10 protein-coding genes are annotated in these 21,775 nt (G+C 67.8%); 8 read left to right on the top strand and 2 right to left on the bottom strand.

What is annotated here, in order from left to right:
- Positions 1–216: 216 nt before the first annotated feature.
- Both galA and MHZ35_RS15855 read right to left on the bottom strand, forming a co-directional pair.
- A complete protein-coding gene (gene galA / locus MHZ35_RS15860) occupies positions 217–3,117 on the bottom strand; it encodes a beta-galactosidase GalA (protein ID WP_239436530.1) in 2,901 nt (966 codons plus the stop codon).
- A gap of 58 nt (positions 3,118–3,175) precedes the next feature.
- A complete protein-coding gene (locus MHZ35_RS15855; protein ID WP_132883741.1) occupies positions 3,176–3,913 on the bottom strand; it encodes a GntR family transcriptional regulator in 738 nt (245 codons plus the stop codon).
- A 229-nt stretch (positions 3,914–4,142) separates the two neighbouring features.
- On the opposite strand from MHZ35_RS15855, the gene MHZ35_RS15850 reads away from it, so the two are divergent.
- From MHZ35_RS15850 to MHZ35_RS15815, 8 genes are all read left to right on the top strand, one after another.
- A complete protein-coding gene (locus MHZ35_RS15850; RefSeq protein WP_239436529.1) occupies positions 4,143–6,470 on the top strand; it encodes a beta-N-acetylhexosaminidase in 2,328 nt (775 codons plus the stop codon).
- On the top strand, positions 6,467–9,055 hold the full coding sequence (locus MHZ35_RS15845) for a beta-mannosidase (protein ID WP_239436528.1): 2,589 nt from the start codon (positions 6,467–6,469) through the stop codon (positions 9,053–9,055). Before MHZ35_RS15850 ends, MHZ35_RS15845 begins: the two co-directional genes overlap by 4 nt.
- Positions 9,052–11,619, top strand: a complete 2,568-nt coding sequence (locus tag MHZ35_RS15840; RefSeq protein WP_239436527.1) for a glycoside hydrolase family 3 C-terminal domain-containing protein — start codon at positions 9,052–9,054, stop codon at positions 11,617–11,619. Before MHZ35_RS15845 ends, MHZ35_RS15840 begins: the two co-directional genes overlap by 4 nt.
- Complete coding sequence (locus MHZ35_RS15835; protein ID WP_239436526.1) at positions 11,616–13,043, top strand: glycoside hydrolase family 125 protein; 1,428 nt, start codon at positions 11,616–11,618, stop codon at positions 13,041–13,043. Before MHZ35_RS15840 ends, MHZ35_RS15835 begins: the two co-directional genes overlap by 4 nt.
- Position 13,044: 1 nt before the next feature.
- The gene (locus tag MHZ35_RS15830) at positions 13,045–15,366 is read left to right on the top strand and encodes a GH92 family glycosyl hydrolase (protein ID WP_239436525.1); all 2,322 of its coding nucleotides are present in this window, start codon (positions 13,045–13,047) and stop codon (positions 15,364–15,366) included.
- Between the two features lie 22 nt (positions 15,367–15,388).
- Positions 15,389–17,311, top strand: coding sequence for an alpha-L-fucosidase (locus MHZ35_RS15825; RefSeq protein WP_239436524.1), 1,923 nt, complete (start codon positions 15,389–15,391; stop codon positions 17,309–17,311).
- A gap of 279 nt (positions 17,312–17,590) precedes the next feature.
- Positions 17,591–18,541, top strand: a complete 951-nt coding sequence (locus tag MHZ35_RS15820; RefSeq protein WP_239436523.1) for a N(4)-(beta-N-acetylglucosaminyl)-L-asparaginase — start codon at positions 17,591–17,593, stop codon at positions 18,539–18,541.
- Between the two features lie 11 nt (positions 18,542–18,552).
- On the top strand, positions 18,553–21,618 hold the full coding sequence (locus MHZ35_RS15815) for a TonB-dependent receptor domain-containing protein (RefSeq protein WP_239436522.1): 3,066 nt from the start codon (positions 18,553–18,555) through the stop codon (positions 21,616–21,618).
- The last annotated feature ends 157 nt before the right edge of the window (positions 21,619–21,775 follow it).

The raw sequence follows: 21,775 nt of genomic DNA, 5'->3' as shown, positions 1-21,775 counted from the left end.
TCAAGATGGTCGCTCAGACTGAACAGGGACTTGGGATCCACCACGGCTCTCCATCATCGCTCCTGATCAATGAATCACCATAGCCCCCGAAACGCCATCGGTTTTTGCGGGTGTCCAGCTGTAAGTGTGCTTGTGCGTGTCCTGCGTAGATCGCTAGGCTGTCCCAACTGGGCCCCGGCCTGCGCCGGGGCACATGGGAGGAAGCGCGATGGTCGCTTAGCGGGTGGTGACCGTCACCTTGCCCAGGATGCCCGAGGGGCTGTTCGCCGGGGCGGAGACCAGTAGCGCGACGCGGCGTGGACCGGTGCCGGCGGGGATGTCCGCCGCCAACGGGCCGGGCGCGGCGCCGGCTTTGGTCGCGAGCTTCTGACCGTCGAGCCAAAGCTCCGCGGCGCCGCCGATGCTGTCGAAGCGGATCGTGCCGCCCTCTGCCCCCACCCGCTTCCACGGGCGGAAGGTGGCGCGATAGACGCGCCAGCCGGCGCTCGCCTCCGGTCGCGTCGGCGTCCCGCTGCGGACGAAGGCCCAGCTGTTGTTGTCCCCGTCCGGCGGTGCGATCGTGGGGTCGGGTCGCTCGGCCATGGCGGGCGAGCGACGCCACTCGGCGATCGTCATCGTCGGCGGGGTGACCGGCACCTGCGGCGGCGCCGGTGTTGCGAGCCGGCTGATCGTCAGGCGCGCCGGCTTGAGCCCGTCCGCGGTGGCGCGAAGGGTGATGCTGCCCTTGCCCGGCGCTGCCCGCACGATCAGCTGCGCGAGACCGTTGAACAACGAGCGGCGGTCGCCCTGCTCCGGCTCGTGGCTGTTGGGGTCGCCGTTGCCGACGCCGATGGTCTCGGCACCCTCCACGGTGAACTGCGCCATTTGGTTGACGGTCGGCACGTGGCGGCCGCGAGCATCGACGGCATCGACGGTGATCGGCTGCACATCCTCGCCATCCCCCGCCATGACCGTGCGCGCGGGCGTGAGCCGCAGGGCGACGGGGGCGCCGGCGGTCTCGTGGACGGCGGTCGCCACCACCTTGCCGCCCCGCATCGCCAGTGCCTCGATCCGGCCGGGCTGGTACGGGACCTGCCATTCGTTGCCCATGATGCGGTCCACCTTCTGCACGCCCAGGTCGCGGCCGTTGAGGCGCAAGAGCACTGTGTCGGCGTTGCTGCTGACGAAGACCGGAATGGTCTGGCCCTCCCTGCCCAGCCAGGTCCAGTGGGGCGCGATGCCGACCACCGCCTCGTCGTCGATCCATTGGGCGCGGTGGATGTCGAACGCGGTTTTGGGGAAGCCGCACAGGTCGAGGATGCCGAAGAAGCTGGCAATGGTCGGCCAGTCATAGGGCGTCGGCTCGCCATGATAGTCGAAGCCGGTCCAGACGAACCCGCCTGCCACGAACGGACGCTTGGCGATCTCCCGCCAGGTATCGCGATGGGTGCCGCCCCAGCTCGCAGCCTCCTTGTCATAGGAGGTGATGACATGGCCGGCGGGAATGCTCTCATAGGCGCCGCGCGTCTCGAACGCGCTGGTGTCTTCGGAGCTGGTGATCGGCTGGGTTGGGTTCAGCTGGTGGAAGCGGTCATAGTCCGCCTGATAATAGTTGAAGCCCATCACATCGACGACGGTCGAGACGTTGACCGGATCGTAGAAGGAGCCGTTCATCGCGGCGGTGACGGGCCGGGCGCCGTCGAGGCGATGGACGGTCGCCGCCATGCGGCGCACCATCTCCACGCCCGCCTCGGTGCCCTGCATCGGTTCCTCGTTGAAGACCGACCACAGGATCACGCTGGGGTGGTTGCGGTCGCGCCGCACCAGCCATTCGAGCTGCTCCATGTAATCGGGCGCAGGGTTGAAGTGGCGGTTCTCGTCCATGACGAGGAAGCCCATGCGGTCGCACAGGTCGAGCAGCTCGGCATTGGGGGCGTTGTGAGTGCAGCGGATGGCGTTGCAGCCCATCGCCTTCAGCCGTTCGAGGCGCCAGGCGATCAGCGCATCGGGCACGGCCACGCCGACGCCGGCATGGTCCTGGTGCAGGCAGACGCCCTTCAGCTTGACCGGCTGGTCGTTGAGGAAGAAGCCGCGGTCGGCATCAAAGCGGATGGTGCGAAAGCCCACCGGCGTGCGGCGCTCGTCCACCGGAGCGCCGTTGCGCAGCACGCGGGTGACGACGGTGTAGAGCGTCGGCGTCTCAACCGACCAGAGCCGGGGGTTGCCGGCGTCGAGCTTCAGCGCGGCTTCGGCTCGCTGGAGCACCGGCACGCTTGCGTCGGCGCGCCCGCTGGCGACGGTCTTTCCATCAGGGTCGAGCAGCAGGGCCTCGACGGTGACAGTCGCCGGATCGCGGCCCATGTTCGCGAGCGTCGCCGTGACGGGCACCTGCCAGCGGCCGTCCTCTCCCTTGCGCGGATCGCAGTGGACGCCGTCCGTGACGATCGCGACCGGTGCGCGGCGCACCAGCCAGGCGTGGCGGTAAAGGCCCGCACCCTCGTACCACCAGCCTTCCATCGCGTTCGCATCGACGCGGATCGCGATGACGTTCGTCTCATCGCCGAAGCGGGCGAAGGGCGTCAGGTCGATGTGGACGCTGTTGTAGCCCGACCAGTTGTGCGCGACCGTGCTGCCGTTGACCCAGATGGTGGCGTTGGTGGCGATGCCGTCGAAGTGGAGCTCGATGGTCTTGCCGCGGTCGGCGGGATCGAGCTGGAGCGTGCGGCGGTACCAGGCGATGCCGCGCGAGCGGTAGCCCTGCGACACGTTGGCGGTCTCCAGGAACGGCTGGGCAGCCGCCCAGTCGTGCGGCAGCCGCACCGCCTTCCAATCGGAATCGTCGAAGGTCATGGCGGCGGCGCCGAGCGCGTTGCCGGCCTTCACGCTCAGGTAGGTGGCGTTGTGGGTGTCCGGCATCGGCGGGACCACATCGCCCTCGTGGAAGCGCCAGCCGCGTTCGAGCAAGGTCCGCGAGGGATCCTGCACCAGCAGCGGCTGCGGCAGCGTGCGGGCGGGCTGCGGCATCGGGAAGCCGTCGTGGCCGAGCCGCTTGGCGGGCGCCGCCAAGGCGCGCTGCGGATGGGTGGCGATCAGGGCACCGAGCCCTGCGCCCCCCGCCAGAAGCTGGCGTCGGTGCATGCAAAATCCTCCGGGTGGCGGCGCGAGGGCCGCACGGGTCACAAACGGCGGACGACCCTCAGAGGTCGCTTAGTTCCGCCACGAAATCATAGGCGTCGCCGCGATAGTAGGAACGGGTGAACTCCGCCGCGCGACCGTCGCGCAGGAAGCCGTGGCGCTCGATCAGCAGCCCTGGCGCACCGGCATCAACCTCCAGCATCCGCGCCTGTTCTGCGCCAAAGGGAACGGCACGCAGCCGCTGAAGCGCGCGCACGGGCCGGTTGCCGGCGGCGTCCAGCGCCGCATAGAGGGAGTCGCCCACCGCCTCGACCGAGGGCAGGCAGTATCCCGCGATGGTGGAATATTCCAACGCCATCGGCACCTCGTCTGCGAAGCGCAGGCGGTTGAAGCGCAGCACCGGCGCACCAGGCGAAAGACCGAGCGCCAGCGCCTCTTCGGGATTGACGATGCCGGCGGCACGCGAGATCCAGCTGCTGCTGGCGGTGCGGCCGCGCGCGGCCATGTCTTCGGAAAAGGACGAAAGCTTGGAGAAGCTCTTTTCCACGCGGCCGGCGACGAAGGTGCCGGCGCCGCGCCGGCGCGTGAGCAGCCCTTCTTCGACCAGCCCCTCAATCGCCTTGCGGACGGTGATGCGCGACACGCTATATTCGGTCGCGAGGTCGCGCTCCGGCGGAATCGCATCGCCCTGGGCGAGCAGTTGCTTGCTGATGCCGTCCCGGATCAATTGTTGAAGTTGCAGGTACAGCGGCGACGGATTGTCGTCCCGAAACCGTCCCACCTGATCCGAAAAGGCCATTCTTACACTCCCCCCAGCGGCACCCGTTCGCGCCGCGCCGGCGAAGAGCTATCGTAAGCGGAAGCGGGGAGCAACCGGCCCGGTCCTGCAATGGTATTGCCCGCACGGGTCCCTCGCATCGACGGCATTCAGCCGTGCTGGAACAGCACTGTTGCGCCGTAGGACTTATATTGGTTACACAGTTACAAGACCAGGGCGCGGAACGTCCGATCTAACGGGGGAGAATCCAATGGCAGCAGGTTTCGCTCGATCCGGGCGGCAGGTGCTCACCGTACTTCTGCTTCTCGGCACGGCCACGCCGGCCCTGGCGGGTCCGCTGCCGCTGGTACCCCTGCCGGCTTCGGTCGTTTCCGGCAGCGCCAGCTTCACCGTTCGTGATGGCGCTGCGATCGCCACGCCTTCCGGCGACACCGCAGCCGAGGCCGCGGCGCGGATGCTGATCGCCCATGTCCGCACCGAACGCGGCCTGACACTTTCGCAGACGAGCGGCGAGGCTCCAATTGCGCTGGTGCGCGACGCGGCGATCGCGGGAGAAGAGGCGTACCGACTGACGGTGAGCGCCAGCGGCATCCGCATCGCTGCGTCGGGTGACCGCGGCCTTCTCTATGGCGCGATGACGCTCGCGCAGCTGCTGAGCCCCGACCGCGCGTTCGGCAAGCCGGTGAAGGTCGATGCCGTGACGATCGAGGACGCGCCCCGCTTTGCCTGGCGCGGCTTGATGATCGACACCACGCGGCACTTCATCACGCTGGAGGCCATCCGCACCATCGTCGACCAGATGGCGTCAGTGAAGCTCAACACGCTGCACCTCCACCTGACGGACGACCAGGGATGGCGGTTCGAGGTGAAGCGCTATCCCAAGCTGACCGAGGTCGGCGCCTGGCGCACCCCGCCTTCTTCCGGCGGCGCGCCCGGGCCGAGGGTCGGCGGCTTCTATACCCAGGACGAGCTGAAGCAGCTGGTCGCCTATGCGGGCGAGCGCGGCATCACCATCGTGCCGGAAGTCGACCTGCCGGGCCATGCGCAGGCACTGGTCGCGGCCTATCCCGAGCTCGGCGTGCTGGGCGACCGGCCCGAGGTATCGCCGGACTGGGGCATCAACCCCTATCTGCTGAACCCCGGCCCCAAGGGCGTCGAGTTCGTGAAGAACGTGCTGGACGAGCTGATGGCGGTGTTCCCGGGCACCTACATCCACCTTGGCGGCGACGAGGCGGTCAAGGACCAGTGGGAGCGCTCGCCCGAGGTGCAGGCGCAGATCAAGGCGCTGGGGCTGAAGAGCGAGAACCAGTTGCAGAGCTGGCTGATCGAGCAGTTCGGCACGTATCTGGCAAGCAAGGGCCGGCGGCTGATCGGCTGGGACGAGATCCTGGAGGGCGGCGTGCCGGCCTCGGCCTCGGTGATGTCGTGGCGCGGCGAGAAGGGCGCGATCGAGGCCGCGAACCTCGGCCATGACGTGGTGCTGTCGCCGGCGCCCACCCTCTATCTCGACAGCCTGCAGAGCGACCGGGGCGACGAGCCGCCGGGCCGCATCATCATCCAGTCGCTCGAAAGCGTGTACCGCTACGATCCGATGCCGGCCGGGATCGCCGCCGACAAGGCCAAGCATGTGCTGGGCGCACAGGCCAATGCCTGGAGCGAGTATCTGGTGACGCCCTATCAGGTGCAGCATGCGCTGTTCCCGCGTGCGGCGGCGCTGGCCGAGATCAACTGGTCGCCCAAAGAGAAGCGCGACTTTGGTGGCTTCCTGGAGCGCGTCGGACCGCAGATCGAGCGCTGGAAGCGTTCGGGCCTGGAGGTGGCGGACAGCGCCTTCGCCGTCGACTTCAAGGTGCAGGGCAGCCGCGGCGAGGCGCTGCGGGCCAACAAGGCGGTGGTCGCGCTGAGCACTCAGGCGCCGCATGGAACGATCCGCTACACGCTGGACGGCAAGGCGCCGACCGCACGGTCGAAGGTCTATAAGGCACCGTTGAGCCTGACGCCGGGCGTGACCATCCGCGCCGCGGCCTTCGACGCCGCCGGCAACGCGACGGCGACGGCGCGCAGCTTCGACACCAGCCGCGCGGCTCTGCTCACCCGGACCTCCTCCGAGCTGACCGGATGCCCAAGCGGGGCGCTGTGGCTGCGACTGCCGCTCACCGCCGATGCGACGGCAAATGGCCCGGCCTACAACGTCAACGTCTTTGACACGTGCAGCGTCTATCCGGCGGCGCCGGTCGATGTCGCGAGCGGCTTCACGATCGAAGTCGCGCGGCTGCCGCGCAACTTCGGCCTGGCGCATGACACGGGCAAGGTCCGCCGCCACTACAACGTCACCCCGCATGGGGAGCTGATCGTGACCGCCGGCTGCCCGGTGAGCGGCGACGACAAGGCGGCCAAGCCGATGCCGCTCGGCACCTTCCCGCTGCCCGACCCCGCGACCTCGCCCGCGCGCTTTCGCGTTACCGGCACGCTCCCCAAGCTGGAGGGCGATCGCGACCTCTGCTTCCAGTTCACCTCCCCGATTTCCGATCCCCTTTATGCCGTCGAACGGGCGACGCTGACGGAGACCGCACGATGAAGCGTTGGTTTGCCCTCCCCCTGTTGTTTGCCGCACTGCCGGCCTGGGGCGCGCCGCGTACCAGCGTCTCCCTCGAGGGCGAGTGGCAGGTCCGTATCGATCCGACGGATGCGACCGCCGCCGGCCAGCATCCTCGGGAGGCCAAGTGGTTCCGCGCGCAGGTGCCCGGCAGCGTCCAGCAGGACCTGATCGCCGCCAAGCGTGTGCCGGACCCGTTCCAGGGCTTGAACGAGGACAAGATTCAGTGGGCGGGGCTCACCAACTGGCAGTTCCGCCGCGTCATCGACGTGACGCCGGAGATGCTCCAGCGCGATCACCTGGACCTGGTGTTCGACGGGCTCGACACCTTTGCGACGGTGTCGGTGAACGGACAGCAGCTGCTCGCGACGGCCAACGCGCATCGGCAGTGGCGGGTGGATGCCAAGCCGGCGCTCAAGGTCGGGCGCAACGAACTGCTGGTGTCGATCGCCTCGCCGGTGCGGACGCTGCAGCCGATGGTGCTCAAGGAGGCGAACCCGCTTCCGGGCGAATATGACTCCGCCTTTGGCGACGAGCCGAAGGGCAAGCAGAGCTCACCCTACATCCGCAAGCCCAAGTACCATTATAGCTGGGACTGGGGACCGCGCATCATCAACATCGGCGTGTGGCGTCCCGTGCGTCTGGAAGCCTGGGACGATGTGCGCATCGAGACGCTTCAGGTCGACCAGGAAGCCATCAACGATGCCGAAGCGCAGCTGACGGCACGCTATACGCTGGTGGCGGATACCGCCGGCAGCGTGACGCTGCGCACCAACGTCGTCGGTCCCAACGGGCAGACTCAGGGTGTGGAGCGGACGGTGCAGGTCGCGGCCGGCGAGAACCGGATCACGGTGCCGCTCACCATCACCAATCCGCAGCGCTGGCAGCCGGTCGGCTATGGCGCGCAGCCGCTTTATCGCGTGCAGGCGGCGCTGGTCGAAGGCGGTGCCGAGACGGATCGCACCGAGCGGCGCATCGGCCTGCGTACGGTCGAGCTGCTGACCAAGGACGGCGGCTTCGGCTTTCAGGTCAATGGCATCCCGATCTTTGCCAAGGGCGCGAACGTCATCCCCTTCGACAACTTCCCGAGCCGGGTGCCGGCCGCACAGATGCGGCACATCCTGCAGGGCGCAGTCGACGCCAACATGAACATGCTCCGCATCTGGGGCGGCGGCTATTACCTCGACGACGCCTTCTACGCGATGGCGGACGAGATGGGCATCATGATCTGGCAGGACTTCATGTTCGGCGGTGCCGTGACGCCGCCGGATGCCGAGTTCCGCGAAAACGTGCGGGTCGAGGCGGAGCAGCAGGTCGCCCGCCTCCAGGCGCATCCGTCGGTCATCGCTTGGTCGGGTGGCAACGAGGTGCTGTCGGGCTGGGAAAACTGGTCCGACCGCAAGGCGTTCAAGAAGCGCATCGGCGCCGACGAGCAGGAGCGGATCGGCGCGGGCATGGCCGTGCTGTTCAACCAGGTGCTGCGCGACGCGGTGCTCACCCGCTCGCCGGGCACGCCCTATTGGCCGGGTTCGCCGTCGACCAACTATGAAGGTCCGGTCGATACTGATGCGGCGGGCGATCGCCACTTCTGGGACGTGTGGTCGGGCTCCAAGCCGGTCGAGAACTACCTCGACAGCTGCACGCGCTTCATGTCCGAATACGGCTTCCAGGCGATGCCGGACATGGCGACGATCCGCGAGTTTGCCGGCAACGGCCCGCTCGCACTCGACAGCCCGGTGCTGAAGGGCCACCAGAAGTTCTTGGCCGGCGAAGGCAATGAGCGGCTGAAGATGTACCTCCACCAGCGGCTGCGCCCGGCGAAGGACTTCGCCGACACGGTGTACCTGACCCAGGTCAACCAGGCGCAGGCGATCGATATGGCCGCGCGCCACCACCGCGCCTGCCGCCCGACCAACATGGGCTCGCTCTACTGGCAGATGAACGACACCTGGCCTTCGATCTCCTGGGCGAGCATCGACTATCACGGCCGGTGGAAGCTGCTGAACTATGCCGCGCGACGCTTCTTTGCCCCCCAGGCGATCGTGGCGGAGAACCGCGGCGGCAAGACGCGGATCGCGCTGGTGTCCGACGCGACCCAGCCGATCGCGGCCGAGTGGCGGGTGCGCAGCTTCGACATGGCCGGCCGGCCGCTGGGCGACAAGGGCGGCACGATCACCCTCGCCCCGCTTTCCGCCGTCGACATCGCGAGCCTGGCCGACGCCGAGTTGTTCGGCAGCGCCGCGCCCAACGCCAGCTATGCGGTCGCCGAACTGGTGATCGACGGAAAGACCGCGTCGCGCCAGGTTTTCGAGCGAATGCTGCCCAAGGACATGAGCTATCCGGCGCCGGGCCTCTCCGCCCGCTGGGAAGGCAAGCGCGTGACGATCACCGCCAAGAACCTTGCGCGCGCGGTGATGCTCGATTTCGGCGCGGTGGCCGCCCAGCCGAGCGACGACGGCTTCGACCTCCTGCCGGGCGAGAGCGTGACCATCGAGGTCGCGTCCGACGCGTCCGCCCGTGCGCTTGCGCGCGCCCTTACCCTCCGGACCCTGAGCACCCAGCCATGATCTTCCTCCCCCTGCTTCTCGCCGGCGTCGAGGCGCCTGCCGATCCGGTCGTGGCGACGGTGTCGCAGATGTCGATCGAGGAAAAGGCGGCGCAGCTTCAGAGCAGCGCACCGGCCGATCCCAAGGCGGAGCTGCCCGCCTATGACTGGTGGAACGAGGGGCTGCACGGCCTCGCGCGCAACGGCGTCGCGACCGTGTTTCCGCAGGCGATCGGCATGGCCGCGACCTGGGACGTCGAGTTGCTGCACGACATCGGCGACGTGGTGGCCACCGAGGCGCGGGCGAGCTTCAACCGCAAGCCCGTCGACGCCGACCGCCGCATCTATGAAGGGCTGACGATCTGGTCGCCCAACATCAACATCTTCCGCGATCCCCGCTGGGGCCGTGGCCAGGAGACCTATGGCGAGGACCCGCACCTGACGGGCAAGCTCGGCGTCGCCTTCATCCAGGGATTGCAGGGGCCGGATGCCGCGCACCCCAAGGTGATCGGCACGCCGAAGCACTTCGCAGTGCACAGCGGCCCTGAGGCCGGACGCGACAGCTTCGACGTGGACGTGAGCCCGCAGGACCTGGAGTCCACCTATCTGCCGGCGTTCCGCATGGCGATCACCGAGGGCAAGGCGCAGTCGCTGATGTGCGCCTACAACTCCATTTCGGGCACCCCGGCCTGTGCGCTCCCGTCGCTGATGAACGAACGCCTGCGCAAAGACTGGGGCTTCCGCGGCTTCACCGTCACCGATTGCGACGCGGCGGCGAACATCCACCTGTTCCACCACTATCGACTGGACGCGGCATCGGCCTCGGCAGCGGCAATCAAGGGCGGCACCGACCTGAACTGCGGCACGACCTTCTCCGCACTGCCCGAAGCGGTGGCCAAGGGCCTGGTGACCGAGGCGGAAGTCGACACCGCGCTGATCCGCTCGCTGGAGGCTCGGCGCGCACTCGGCATCGCGTTCGGCGCCGACAGCCCCTGGTCGAAGATCAAGCCGTCCGCGCTGGGCGCGCCGGCGCATGGCAAGCTGGCGCTGGAAGCAGCGCGCAAGGCAATCGTGCTGCTGAAGAACGATGCCGATCGCCTGCCGTTGAAGCCGGGCAGCCGCATTGCGGTGGTGGGCACCAATGCCGACGACCTCGGCGTGCTGCAGGGGAATTATCATGGCACGGCAGGTCAGCCGGTCACCCCGCTCGACGGCATCCGCGAGCAGTTCGGGGCGGGCAATGTCCGCTATGCGCAGGGCTCGGTGCTGGCCGATGGTGCGCCCGTCATGGTGCCGGAGACCGCGCTGCGCGCCGATGGCAAGCCGGGCCTTCGCGGCGAATATTTCGCCAGCCGCACGGTGGCCGGGACGCCGGTTGCGGTACGGCAGGATCGCCGAATCGACTTCGACTACAACCGTGCGGCGCCCCTGCCCCAGCTCTCGCCCGAGGGCTTTGCAGTGCGCTGGACCGGACAGCTGGTGCCGCCGGGTCCGGGCACGTACCGGCTCGCAATCGATGCGCCGGCGTGCTGGAAATACTGCAAGTCGCACGATGCCGTGCGGCTGTGGGTCGATGGCAAGCAGCTGACCGCAGGCGAGATCGCGAAGGGCCGGGTCGAGGTGCCGTTCACCAGCGACGGTCGCGCCGTCGACATCCGCCTGGAGCTCGACCATCAGAGCGAGGACGAGGGCGTCCGCCTGATGTGGCTGCCGCCGGCGGAGCCGCTGCTCGCCGAGGCAGTCGCCGCGGCCAAGGAAGCGGACGTCGTGGTCGCGGTGCTCGGCCTGTCGCCGGACCTGGAGGGCGAAGCGCTGCAGGTGAGCGTGCCCGGCTTCGTCGGCGGTGACCGCACCGACATCGCCCTGCCTTTCGCGCAGCAGAAGCTGCTCGCGGCGCTGCGGGAGACCGGCAAGCCGGTCGTGGTGGTGCTGACCAGCGGCAGCGCCGTCTCCGTCGATCCGGACATGGCCGATGCGATCCTGGCCGCCTGGTACCCCGGCCAGTCGGGCGGCACCGCGATCGCCGAGACGCTCGCCGGGCTCAACAATCCGTCGGGGCGCCTGCCCGTCACCTTCTACCGCCAGGTCAGCGACCTGCCGGCGTTCACCGACTATGGCATGAAGGAGCGGACCTACCGCTTCTTTACGGGCAAGCCGCTGTGGGGTTTCGGCCATGGCCTGAGCTACACCCGCTTCGGCTATGGAACGCCGGTTGCGAAGGCGGGCGATACGACGGGCAACGTGTCCGTCAGCGTGGCCGTGCGCAACGACGGCAAGCGTGCCGGCGACGAGGTGGTGCAGGCCTATCTGGTGCCGCCAGCCGCCGGCAAGGGTGGCGGGCTCACCACCCCGGTGCTCCAGCGCCAGCTGGTGGCATTCCGGCGCGTGTCGCTGAAGCCGGGCAAGACCGAGACGGTGCGCTTCGAGCTGGATCCGCGCAGCCTCAGCACGGTCGCGCGCGACGGCACGCGTACCGTCCAGCCGGGCGCCTATCGCCTTTACGTCGGCGGCGGTCAGCCGGGCGACGGCTTCGGCGCCTGGACCGACTTCACCCTGACGGGCGACGCCCGGGAGCTTGCCAAGTGATCGACCGTCGTACCGTCCTTGGCGCAGGCGTCGCACTCGCCGCTACCCCGGCCTTTGCCCGTGCGGCAACGCCAACGCTTGCCAGCAAGCGGCCGGCACTCGCGGAGCGGCGCTTCACCAGTAAGGCGGTGGAGCGCGAGATCGCGCGGGTTTCGGCCAAGATCGCCGATCCGAAGCTGCGCTGGATGTTCGCCAACTGCTATCCCAACACGCTCGACACGACCGTGAAGATGGGCACCGTCGATGGCAAGCCCGACGGCTTCGTCATCACCGGCGACATCGACGCGCTTTGGCTGCGGGACTCCGCCGCGCAGGTGAAGCCGTATCTGCATCTGGTGAAGCAGGACCCGAAGCTGCGCACGCTGTTCCAGGGGCTGATCCACCGCCAGGCGCGCTGCATCCTGATCGACCCCTATGCCAACGCGTTCCTGGAGGATCCGAACGGCAAGACGGAGCTCAGCTGGGCGCTGACCGACCAGACCGACATGAAGCCGGGGGTCGCCGAGCGGAAGTGGGAGATCGACTCGCTGTGCTACCCGATGCGGCTGGCGCACGGGTACTGGCAGGCGACCCGCGACCCGACGCCGTTCGACGCGCAATGGGCGGAGGCGGCGCGTGCGAGCGTCCGCACCTTCCGTGAGCAGCAGCGCAAGACCGATCGCGGCCCCTATCGCTTTCAGCGGGTGAGCAACCGTACGACCGAGACGCTGATGCTCGACGGCTGGGGGCCGCCCTCCAAGTCCGTCGGCCTGATCCACTGCGGGTTCCGCCCTTCCGACGACGCCTGCGTCTATCCCTTCCTGATCCCGGCCAACTGGTTTGCGGTGACCGCGCTGCGCGAACTGGCGGTGGTCGCGAACGAGGCGCGGCGCGATACCGCGCTGGCGCAGGATGCCGTCGCCCTGGCAGCAGAGGTCGAGGCCGCGCTCCACGAATATGGCAAGATGCGCCTGCGCGACGGGCGGGAGGTCTGGGCGTTCGAGGTGGACGGCTATGGCAATGCGATCTTCATGGACGACGCCAACGTGCCGTCGCTCTCGAGCCTCGCCTATCTCGGCTGCATGCCGGCGAGCGATCCGCTGTTCCGCCGTACCGCCGACGCCGCGTGGAGCGACGCGAATCCCTATTGGTCGCGTGGACGCGCGGCCGAAGGGATCGGCGGACCGCACGTCGGCCTGGGCCAGATCTGGCCGATGTCGCTGATCCAGCGCGCGTTCGTCGCTCAGGATGACGCGACGATCCGCAGCTGCCTGAAGATGCTGCGCGATACCGACGGCGGTACCGGCTTCATCCACGAGGCCTTTGACCAGGACGATCCCACGAAGTTCACCCGCGACTGGTTCGCCTGGGCGAACGGGCTGTTCGGCGAACTGCTCGTCACCCTGGCCGACCGTCGCCCGAAGCTGCTTGCGGAGACATTCTGACATGACCGCGATCACCCGCCGCACCCTGCTCGCCACCTCCGGCATGGCCGCAGCCGTGGGCGGCCTGCCCGGCTCCGCCTTGGCACGCGGGGTCGAGAAGACGCCGCCCGACCTGTTCGTCGGCACCGGCGGCGACGGCCACACCTATCCGGGGCCGACGATGCCGTTCGGCATGGTCCAGGTCGGCCCCGATACCGACAACACGCGATGGGAGGGATGCTCGGGCTACCACCGCACCGACACCTCGATCATGGGCTTTTCGCACACCCATCTCTCCGGCACCGGAATCGGTGACCTGATGGACGTGCTGGTGGTGCCGACCCGTGGCCCCGTCGAGCTCGTCCCCGGACCGCGCGAGAACCCGGACAAGGGCTATCGCCAGCGCTTCTCCGACGAGCATGCGGAGCCCGGCTACTATCGCGTGCGGCTCGAAAGCGGCGTCCTTTCGGAACTGACCGCCACCGAGCGGACCGGCTGGCAGCGCCACCGCTTCCCGCAGGGCCCAGGCCATGTGCTGCTCGACTTCTGGCACATGCCGCCGGTGCAGCCGCCGACCTACCGGCTGGTGCGCGACGCGACGCTCTCGATCGCCGACGACGGCACCATCACCGGCAGCCGCTCGGTCTACCGCTGGGCCAAGGGACGTAAGATCCACTTCGCGCTGAAGCTGTCGCGGACGCCCGACCGCGTGACCTTCTATGTCGATGACAAGCCGCAACCGGACGGCACCCGCAGCGTGTCGGGCGACAAGCTCAAGCTGGTGCTGCACTATGACGATGCCGGCGCGGCACCGATCCTGACCAAGTGCGGCCTGTCCGGCGTCGACGTGGCGGGCGCGCGCGCGAACCTGGAGGCGGAAGGGCGCGGCTGGAATTTCGACGCGCATCGTAGCGCGGCGACCAAGGCGTGGGACAAGGCGCTCGGCACGGTGCGCGTGTCCGGCGGCACCCCGGAGCAGCGAACGATCCTGGCGAGCGCCATCTATCATGCGCAGCTGGCGCCGACGCTCTTCTCGGACGTCGACGGGCGCTACATGGGGCTGGACCAGAAGGTGCACCAGCTCCCGGCGAAGGAGCGCGCCTACAGCACCTATTCCTTGTGGGACACCTATCGCACGCTGCACCCGCTGCTGACCCTGATCGCGCCCGATCGTGCTGCCGAGTTCACTCACGACCTGCTGCGCCAGAGCGTTGAGAGCCCCTTCGGGCCGCCGGTGTGGCCGCTCCAGGGCGTCGAGACCGGCACCATGATCGGTTGGCACGCGGTCGCGGTGCTGGCGGAAGCGCAGGCCAAGGGCATCCAGGCGGACTATGCCGCCGCCTGGCCGGCGATCCGCAAGCGCGCGTTCGACCCGACCACGCCCGACGTCGCGAGCACCCGCGCGCGCGGCGACTATGCGAAGCTCGGCTATCTGCCGGCCGACCGCGTGGACGAGTCCGTCAGCCGCACCCAGGAATATGCCTATGACGACTGGGCGATGGCGCATCTGGCGGGGGCGGCGGGCGCGCACGAGGACGCGGCAGCCCTCCGCAAGCGCAGCCTGAACTACCGCAACGTGCTCGATCCCAAGATCCGCTTCGCGCGGGCACGGCTGGCGAACGGCAGCTGGATCACGCCCTACGATCCGATCCAGATCGGGCACAAGGTGGAGGAGTATCGCGACTATACCGAGGCGAACGGCTGGCAGGCGACCTTCCTGAACCAGCACGACATCTATGGCCAGATCGCGCACTTCGGCGGCGAGGCGGCGTTCGAGGCGAAGCTCGACGCGCTGTTCTCGGCACCCTCGACGCTGCCGGACAATGCGCCGCCCGACATCTCGGGTCTGGTCGGGCAATATGCGCACGGCAACGAGCCGAGCCATCACGTCGCATATCTCTATGCCTATACGGGTGCGCCGTGGAAGACGCAGGCGATGGTGCGCCGGCTCCTCACCGAAATGTACAAGGACGATCCGGACGGCGTGATCGGCAACGACGACTGCGGACAGATGAGCGCCTGGTTCGTGATGAGCGCGCTCGGCTTCTATCCGGTCGATCCGGTCGAGGCGGCCTATGTGTTCGGATCGCCGCTGTTCGAGCGCGCCGAGGTGAAGCTGGGTGTCAACCGCAAACTGGTGGTCGAGGCACCGGGCAACCGACCGGACACGCCGTACGTGGCGGCGGTAACCTGGAACGGGCGCCCCTGGACCCGCAGCTGGATTGCGCACCGCGAACTCGCAAAGGGCGGCACCCTGCGCTTCACCATGAGCGAAACGCCCAACCGCGACTTCGGCCGGGCACCGGCTGACCGTCCGCCATCCTACGGCAGCACGCCTGCCTGATCCCGTTTCTTCGGAGTATCCCATGATCGATGTTTCGCGGCGTACGCTGCTCGCCACCACCCTGGTGGCAGGCACCCTTCCCGCCGGCACTGCCCGTGCCGCAACCAAGCCGCGGGCGCCGCAGCCCTGGGGTGCCGTACCCTCGCCCCGCCAATGGCGCTGGCATGGTCGCGAGGCCTATGCCTTCGTCCATTTCTCGATCAACACCTACACCGACAAGGAATGGGGCTTCGGCGACGAGAGCCCGAAGCTGTTCAACCCCACCGACTTCGACGCGGACCAGATCGTCGCCGCGGCCAAGGCGGCGGACCTGCGCGGGCTGATCCTGACCGCCAAGCACCATGACGGCTTCTGCCTTTGGCCGACGACCCTGACCGAGCATTGCATCCGCAACAGCCCGTACAAGGACGGCAAGGGCGACATCGTGCGCGAGATGGCGAATGCCTGCCGTCGCGCCAACCTGCCCTTCGGCCTCTACCTGTCGCCCTGGGACCGGAACCACGCGCAGTACGGCCGGCCGGAATATATCACTTATTATCGCGCGCAGCTGACCGAGCTGTGCACGCGCTATGGCGAGCTGTTCGAGGTGTGGTTCGACGGCGCCAACGGCGGCGACGGCTATTACGGCGGCGCGCGCGAGGCGCGGAAGATCGACGCGCCGCGCTACTACAACTGGCCTTCGATCATCGCGCTGGTTCACAAGCTGCAACCCAATGCCTGCACCTTCGATCCCCTGGGCGCCGACATCCGCTGGGTGGGCAACGAAGATGGCGTAGCCGGCGATCCCTGTTGGCCGACCATGCCGAACAAGCCGTATGACCAGAAGGACGGCAACAGCGGGGTACGCGGGGCAGAGCTGTGGTGGCCGGCGGAAACCGACGTGTCGATCCGCCCAGGCTGGTTCTACCACGCGGACGAGGACTCCAAGGTGAAGAGCCCGGAGCGGCTGATCCGGCTGTACGACGAGTCCGTGGGCCGCGGGACCAATCTAAACCTCAATATTCCACCCGACCGCCGTGGGCGCATCGCCGACCAGGACATGAAGATCCTGAAGTCGTTCGGCGATGCGATCCGCGCAACCTTTGCGCAGGATCTCGCCAAGGGCGCGGTGGCGAGCGCCAGCCACAGCCGCGGCCGCGGGTTCGAGCCGGCGCGGGTGCTCGACGGCGACCGCGAGAGCTACTGGTCGGCGCCCGATGGCGTCACCACGCCCAGCCTGACGCTGGACCTGCCGCCGGGCCGCAGCTTCGACGTGATCCGCCTGCGCGAGTATCTGCCGCTGGGCGTTCGCGTGACGCGCTTTGCCATCGATGCGGAGGTGGATGGCCGCTGGCAGACCTTGGCCGAGCACGCGTGCATCTCCGCCCAGCGGATCGTGCGGCTGGAAAAGCCGATCGCCGCCCGGCGCGTGCGGCTGCGCATCCTGGAGGCGCCGGTGGCTCCTGCGATCAGCGAGTTCGCGCTGTTCCGGTCCGTAGCGCCCGTGGACGTGCCGGCAATCGTCTCGTCCGATCCGACTGTGCTCGACACGGCAGGCTGGAAGATCGTCGAGTCGAGCGCACCCGGGGCAGAGAAGCTGCTCGACAATGATGCCGGCACCATCTGGGCGCAGCCGGCACCGGGCGCGGGGAAACCCGCCGGCGTCACCGTGGCGTTGCCCGAGACGGTGCTGCTCGCAGGCTTCAGCCTGACCCCGTCGCGCCAGGTGATGACCAATGCGGCGCCACCCCGGGGCTATGTCGCGGAGACGAGCGTCGACGGCAAGCAGTGGCAGCCGGCGGCCACCGGCGAGTTCAGCAACATCGCCTATGCGCTCTCCACCCAGCGCATCACCTTCGACGCGCCGCGCAGTGCCCGCTTCCTGCGTTTGCGCTTCGCGGAGACGGCGCTGCCCACGCCGCGCCTGGCGATCGCCGGGATCGGCGGATTTACTGCAACGCGATAGCGCTGCCACAATCCTACTTCGCAAAGGCCGCGGACGCTGAGTCCGCGGCCTTTCTCTTGTGTCCAATACCTGCCGCCTTCAGTGCGGGGCGATTAGAACCTTTAACGTTTTTGGTATTGTATTGATCTGTCGCCTATGACAGGTTTGTTTCAGATCGGCGGTACCAAAGATGGTAGCGCTCATATGGGCCGACCGAGATCAGAACGCGGTCGGGGGCATCGGGGAGGCCATGTCGTGATCGTTTCGCGCAGGGATACGCTTGCTATCGGTCTTGCCGGCATGGCGTCCGCCTCGGTGGCGCGGGCAGCGCCCGCCAGCCGCGCTCTGATCGTCTCCACCTGGGACTTCGGTGCCGCGGCCAACGCCGCTGCCTTTGCCCGCTTCCAGGCAGGCGGCACGCTGATCGACGCGGTTGAGGCCGGGGCGCAGGTGCCCGAGGCGGACCCCACCAACCATTCGGTCGGCTATGGCGGCTATCCGGACCGCGACGGACACGTAACCCTCGATGCCATCATCATGGATGACCGAGGTCATGTCGGCGCGGTTGCAGCGCTGGAGGACATTCTTCACCCGATCTCGGTCGCGCGGCGCGTGATGGAGAAGACGCCGCACACGATGCTGGTGGGCGAAGGCGCGCGCCAGTTCGCGGTTGCCGAGGGCTTCGAGCGCACCAAGCTGCTGACGCCGGAGGCCGAGGCGGCGTGGCGCGACTGGCTGAAGACCGCCAAGTACCAGCCGGTCGCCAACATCGAGAACCAGCGCGGCTCCGCACTCGACCACGACACCATCGGCATCATCGCCTGCGGCCCGGATGGGCGGCTGGCGGGCGCGTGCACGACGTCAGGCATGGCGTTCAAGCTGCGCGGCCGTGTCGGCGATTCCCCGCAGGCAGGCTGCGGGCTGATGGTCGAGCCGGGCGTTGGTGCTGCGACCGCGACCGGCGTGGGCGAGGAAGTCACCCGCATCGCTGGTACCGCCCGGATCACCAGCTCGATGCGGATGGGCATGACCCCGCAGGCTGCCTGCCGCGAGGCCGTGCAGCACATTGCAAAGCTTCGCGGCGAGGCCGTCCGGGACGCGCAGATCGCGTTCCTGGCGATCGACGCCAAGGGCCAGGTCGGCGCCTTCGCGCACCTGCCGGGCTTCACCTACGCCGTTACCGACACCTCAGGCAGGACCAGCATCCACGCCGCACAGAGCCTCAAAGGGCCGGCGGGCGCAAAGAACTAAAGGGACGATTGATGAAGACGATGACGCGTTTGTTGCTGGCATCCACCTGTATCGCGGGCGTTGCAGCGATGCCGGCGATGGCTCAGGAAGCCAATGTCACCGGTGGCCCGGTTGTGACCGACTCTGCGCTCGAAGCGCCCCAGGCGAATGAAGAGGCCCCTGCCGACAGCGGCGGCGCCATCGTCGTGACCGGCTCGCGCATCAGCCGCCCGAACGTCACCGCAGCAGCGCCGATCACCTCGGTAACCTCGGAGTCCATCCGTGCGCAGGCGGCGGTGAACATCGAGGAAGTGCTCAACCGCATCCCGCAGGTCGCCCCCGACAGCCAGCAGAACTACGCGGACTCCGACGGCCGCCAGCGCATCAAGCTGCGCAACCTGGGCTTTGAGCGCACGCTCGTCCTGGTGGATGGCAAGCGCCTGGGCACAGTGAATGGCCTCGACGCGAACATGATCCCGACCTCGCTGATCAAGCGCGTCGACGTTCTGACCGGCGGCGCATCGGCCGTCTATGGTTCGGACGCGATCGCGGGCGTCGTGAACTTCGTCCTCGACGATGACTTCGAGGGCGTGCAGATCAACGGCAACTACAACTTCTACGCGCACAACAACAAGCCGGGCCTCGCGACCGAAGTCGCCAACGGTTACAACTTTGCCCAGCCGGCACGCGGCAATGCGTTCGATGGTGGCCGCACCGACGTTTCGATCACGGCCGGCAAGAAGCTGTTCGACGATCGCTTCCATATCTCGGGCTATGTGAACTACCGCGAAGCCGAGATGGTGCCGTTCAGCGCGCGCGAGACCGCGGCGTGCGAACTGACCCAGCCGGTCAAGGATGGGGCACTCGGCTGCACGACCTCGACCTACTCGCCATTCGGCTATATCTCGCCCGGCGCTGGTCCGAACGCGGGCAACACTTATGTAAACAACCCGAACGGCTCGGGCACGCTGCTTCCCTATTCCGAAGCCTATGCTGCCAATCCGTATGACGGTTACTCCTTCCAGCGCGCCAACAAGCGCTGGAATGCCGGTGGGTTCGCGTCGTTCGAGATCTCGCCTGCGGCAGAGGTCTACGCGAGCACGATGTGGTTCCGGGATAAGTCGAGCAACCCCTTCCCGGCCCGTGTGCTCAGCTCGACCGCCTACGGCGACGGAAACACGAAATACACCGTCAACTGCAACAATCCGTACCTGTCGGCGGCGCAAGCCCAGATCATCTGCGGCGCCAACGCTGGTACCGCAGCGAGCACCCCGATCGAGCTGCGCTATCGCGCCAATGGCGTCGATCCGATCGAAGACACCTACATCAACAAGGGTCTGCGCATCACCGGCGGCGTCCGTGGCGCGATTGCGGAGGGCTGGAGCTATGACGTCGGCGGCGTCTATGCGCGTAACCAGATGAACATGACCTGGGGCCGGCCCAACTTCGACCGCGTCAACAATGCCCTCGACGTGGTCAGCAGCAACGGCACGATTGTCTGCCGCGATGCGAGCGACGGCTGCGTACCGTTCAATCCGTTCGCGCCCAACTCGGCTGTCAACGACCAGGCGCTGTTCGACTATCTGATGATGGGCGGCTACGGTACGAACAAGACCGTCAACACCCTCTACAACGCCATTGTGACCGTCCAGGGTGACCTGGGCCAGCACGGCATCACTAGCCCCTGGGCCGAGCAGGGCGTGGCGATCGCGTTCGGCGCCGAATATCGTGAGGATCAGCTCGACTCCACCGCCAACGCTGTCTGGCGCGAACAGAACGGCGGCACCGACCAGCATCTCTCCCAGAACGTCTGGGAAGGAAACGTCGAGCTTCAGGTGCCGATTGCCGAGAACAAGCCGTTTGCGGACCTGCTGCAGCTCAACGGCGCCTTCCGCGTGTCGAAGTACAGCACCAACCCCAAAGCGTTCACCACCTGGAAGGCAGAAGCGATCTGGGCGCCGATCCCAGACATCACCTTCCGCGCGTCGATGAACCGCGCTCAGCGCGCACCCACCGTGACCGAGGCGTTCCAGGCGAGCAACAGCAGCTACGACCGCATCGATCCGAACTCGTTCAACGATTTCTGTGCGCCGACGATCACCGGCTACACGACAAACGCCGCGGGTCAGCGGGTGCCGATCTTCGGTGCACCGCAGGCGTCGCGTGAAGTCTGCGCGGCCACCGGTCTCGCCGACAATCTCTACGGCAGCGCGACGCTGCTCTGCCCGACCGACGTCGGCTGCACCACGCGCAGCGGCGGCTTCACGGTCGATCCGGAGACGGCCTACACCAAGACCTTCGGCATCGTGCTCAAGCCGCGGTTCCTGCCGGGCCTGACCGTGTCGGTCGACCGCTACATGATCGACCTGAACGACTCGATCGGCTACAACAACTACGACTTCTTCCGTGACGGCTGCCTGTCGAGCGGCAACGACTTCTTCTGCTCGATGTTCGTCCGCAACGCGGATGGCACGCTCTACAGCCCGACGACCACCAACGCGCAGAGCGGCTATGTCCGCAGCGGCACGACCAACTACTACAAGAGCAAGTCGTACGGCTGGGACTTCCAGGGCCAGTATGCCCTGCGCATGGGTTCGGCCGGCAAGCTCGACTTCGACTTCTCGGGCTCGCTGACCACGCTCCTCGGCGCACAGGACGCGCCGACGCTCAACAAGCGCAACTGCGTGGGCTATTATGGTGGCGCCGGCTGCGGCCAGTTCATCCCGAAGTGGACGCACAACCTGCGCGGCACCTACACCACCGACGACGGTGTGTTCAGCGCGTCGCTCAACTGGCGCTACCTGGGCCCGCTGACGAACGTGTCCAACTCCGGCGACACGAACCTCGGCTGGACGCCCGGCTCGACCCGCACGACCTTCTATGAGGTCAAGGCGATCAGCTACTTCGACCTGGCGCTCGCGTTCCGCGTGAACGAGCAGTTCTCGTGGCGGGTCGCTGCGAACAACATCTTCGACAAGTCGCCGCCGGTGTTCCCGAACTCGCGCGACGTGACGGGGCTGTTCCGCAACAACACGATCTCTTCGCGGTACGATATCCTCGGCCGTCAGATCGCGGTCGGCGCCACGATCAACTTCTGATCCGTCCATCCGGACGTCCAAGTTCCCATGGCCTGGGCCCGCGCTCTCCCGAGCGCGGGCCCTTTTTTTTGCGCATGCGCGACGCGGGTCGTGGGTTGCGGAGCGGGCGGTGGTGCCTACTTAGCGGGTCCCCTCCCCGACGCGGACGCCCCCATGC

The organism is Sphingomonas sp. ACRSK (genome assembly GCF_022346685.1).
Lineage (GTDB): Bacteria > Pseudomonadota > Alphaproteobacteria > Sphingomonadales > Sphingomonadaceae > Sphingomonas > Sphingomonas molluscorum.
Note: the sequence above shows the minus strand (reverse complement) of the source record. Positions and strands in the feature narration are given on the sequence as shown.

Excerpts from the sequence above, each read along its gene's own strand:
- MHZ35_RS15820 (WP_239436523.1), top strand. The coding sequence starts at position 17,591 with ATGGCGTCCGCCTCGGTGGCGCGGGCAGCGCCCGCCAGCCGCGCTCTG.
- MHZ35_RS15815 (WP_239436522.1), top strand. The coding sequence starts at position 18,553 with ATGAAGACGATGACGCGTTTGTTGCTGGCATCCACCTGTATCGCGGGC.
- galA (WP_239436530.1), bottom strand. The coding sequence starts at position 3,117 with ATGCACCGACGCCAGCTTCTGGCGGGGGGCGCAGGGCTCGGTGCCCTG.
- MHZ35_RS15850 (WP_239436529.1), top strand. The coding sequence starts at position 4,143 with ATGGCAGCAGGTTTCGCTCGATCCGGGCGGCAGGTGCTCACCGTACTT.
- MHZ35_RS15825 (WP_239436524.1), top strand. The coding sequence starts at position 15,389 with ATGATCGATGTTTCGCGGCGTACGCTGCTCGCCACCACCCTGGTGGCA.
- MHZ35_RS15855 (WP_132883741.1), bottom strand. The coding sequence starts at position 3,913 with ATGGCCTTTTCGGATCAGGTGGGACGGTTTCGGGACGACAATCCGTCG.
- MHZ35_RS15830 (WP_239436525.1), top strand. The coding sequence starts at position 13,045 with ATGACCGCGATCACCCGCCGCACCCTGCTCGCCACCTCCGGCATGGCC.
- MHZ35_RS15840 (WP_239436527.1), top strand. The coding sequence starts at position 9,052 with ATGATCTTCCTCCCCCTGCTTCTCGCCGGCGTCGAGGCGCCTGCCGAT.
- MHZ35_RS15845 (WP_239436528.1), top strand. The coding sequence starts at position 6,467 with ATGAAGCGTTGGTTTGCCCTCCCCCTGTTGTTTGCCGCACTGCCGGCC.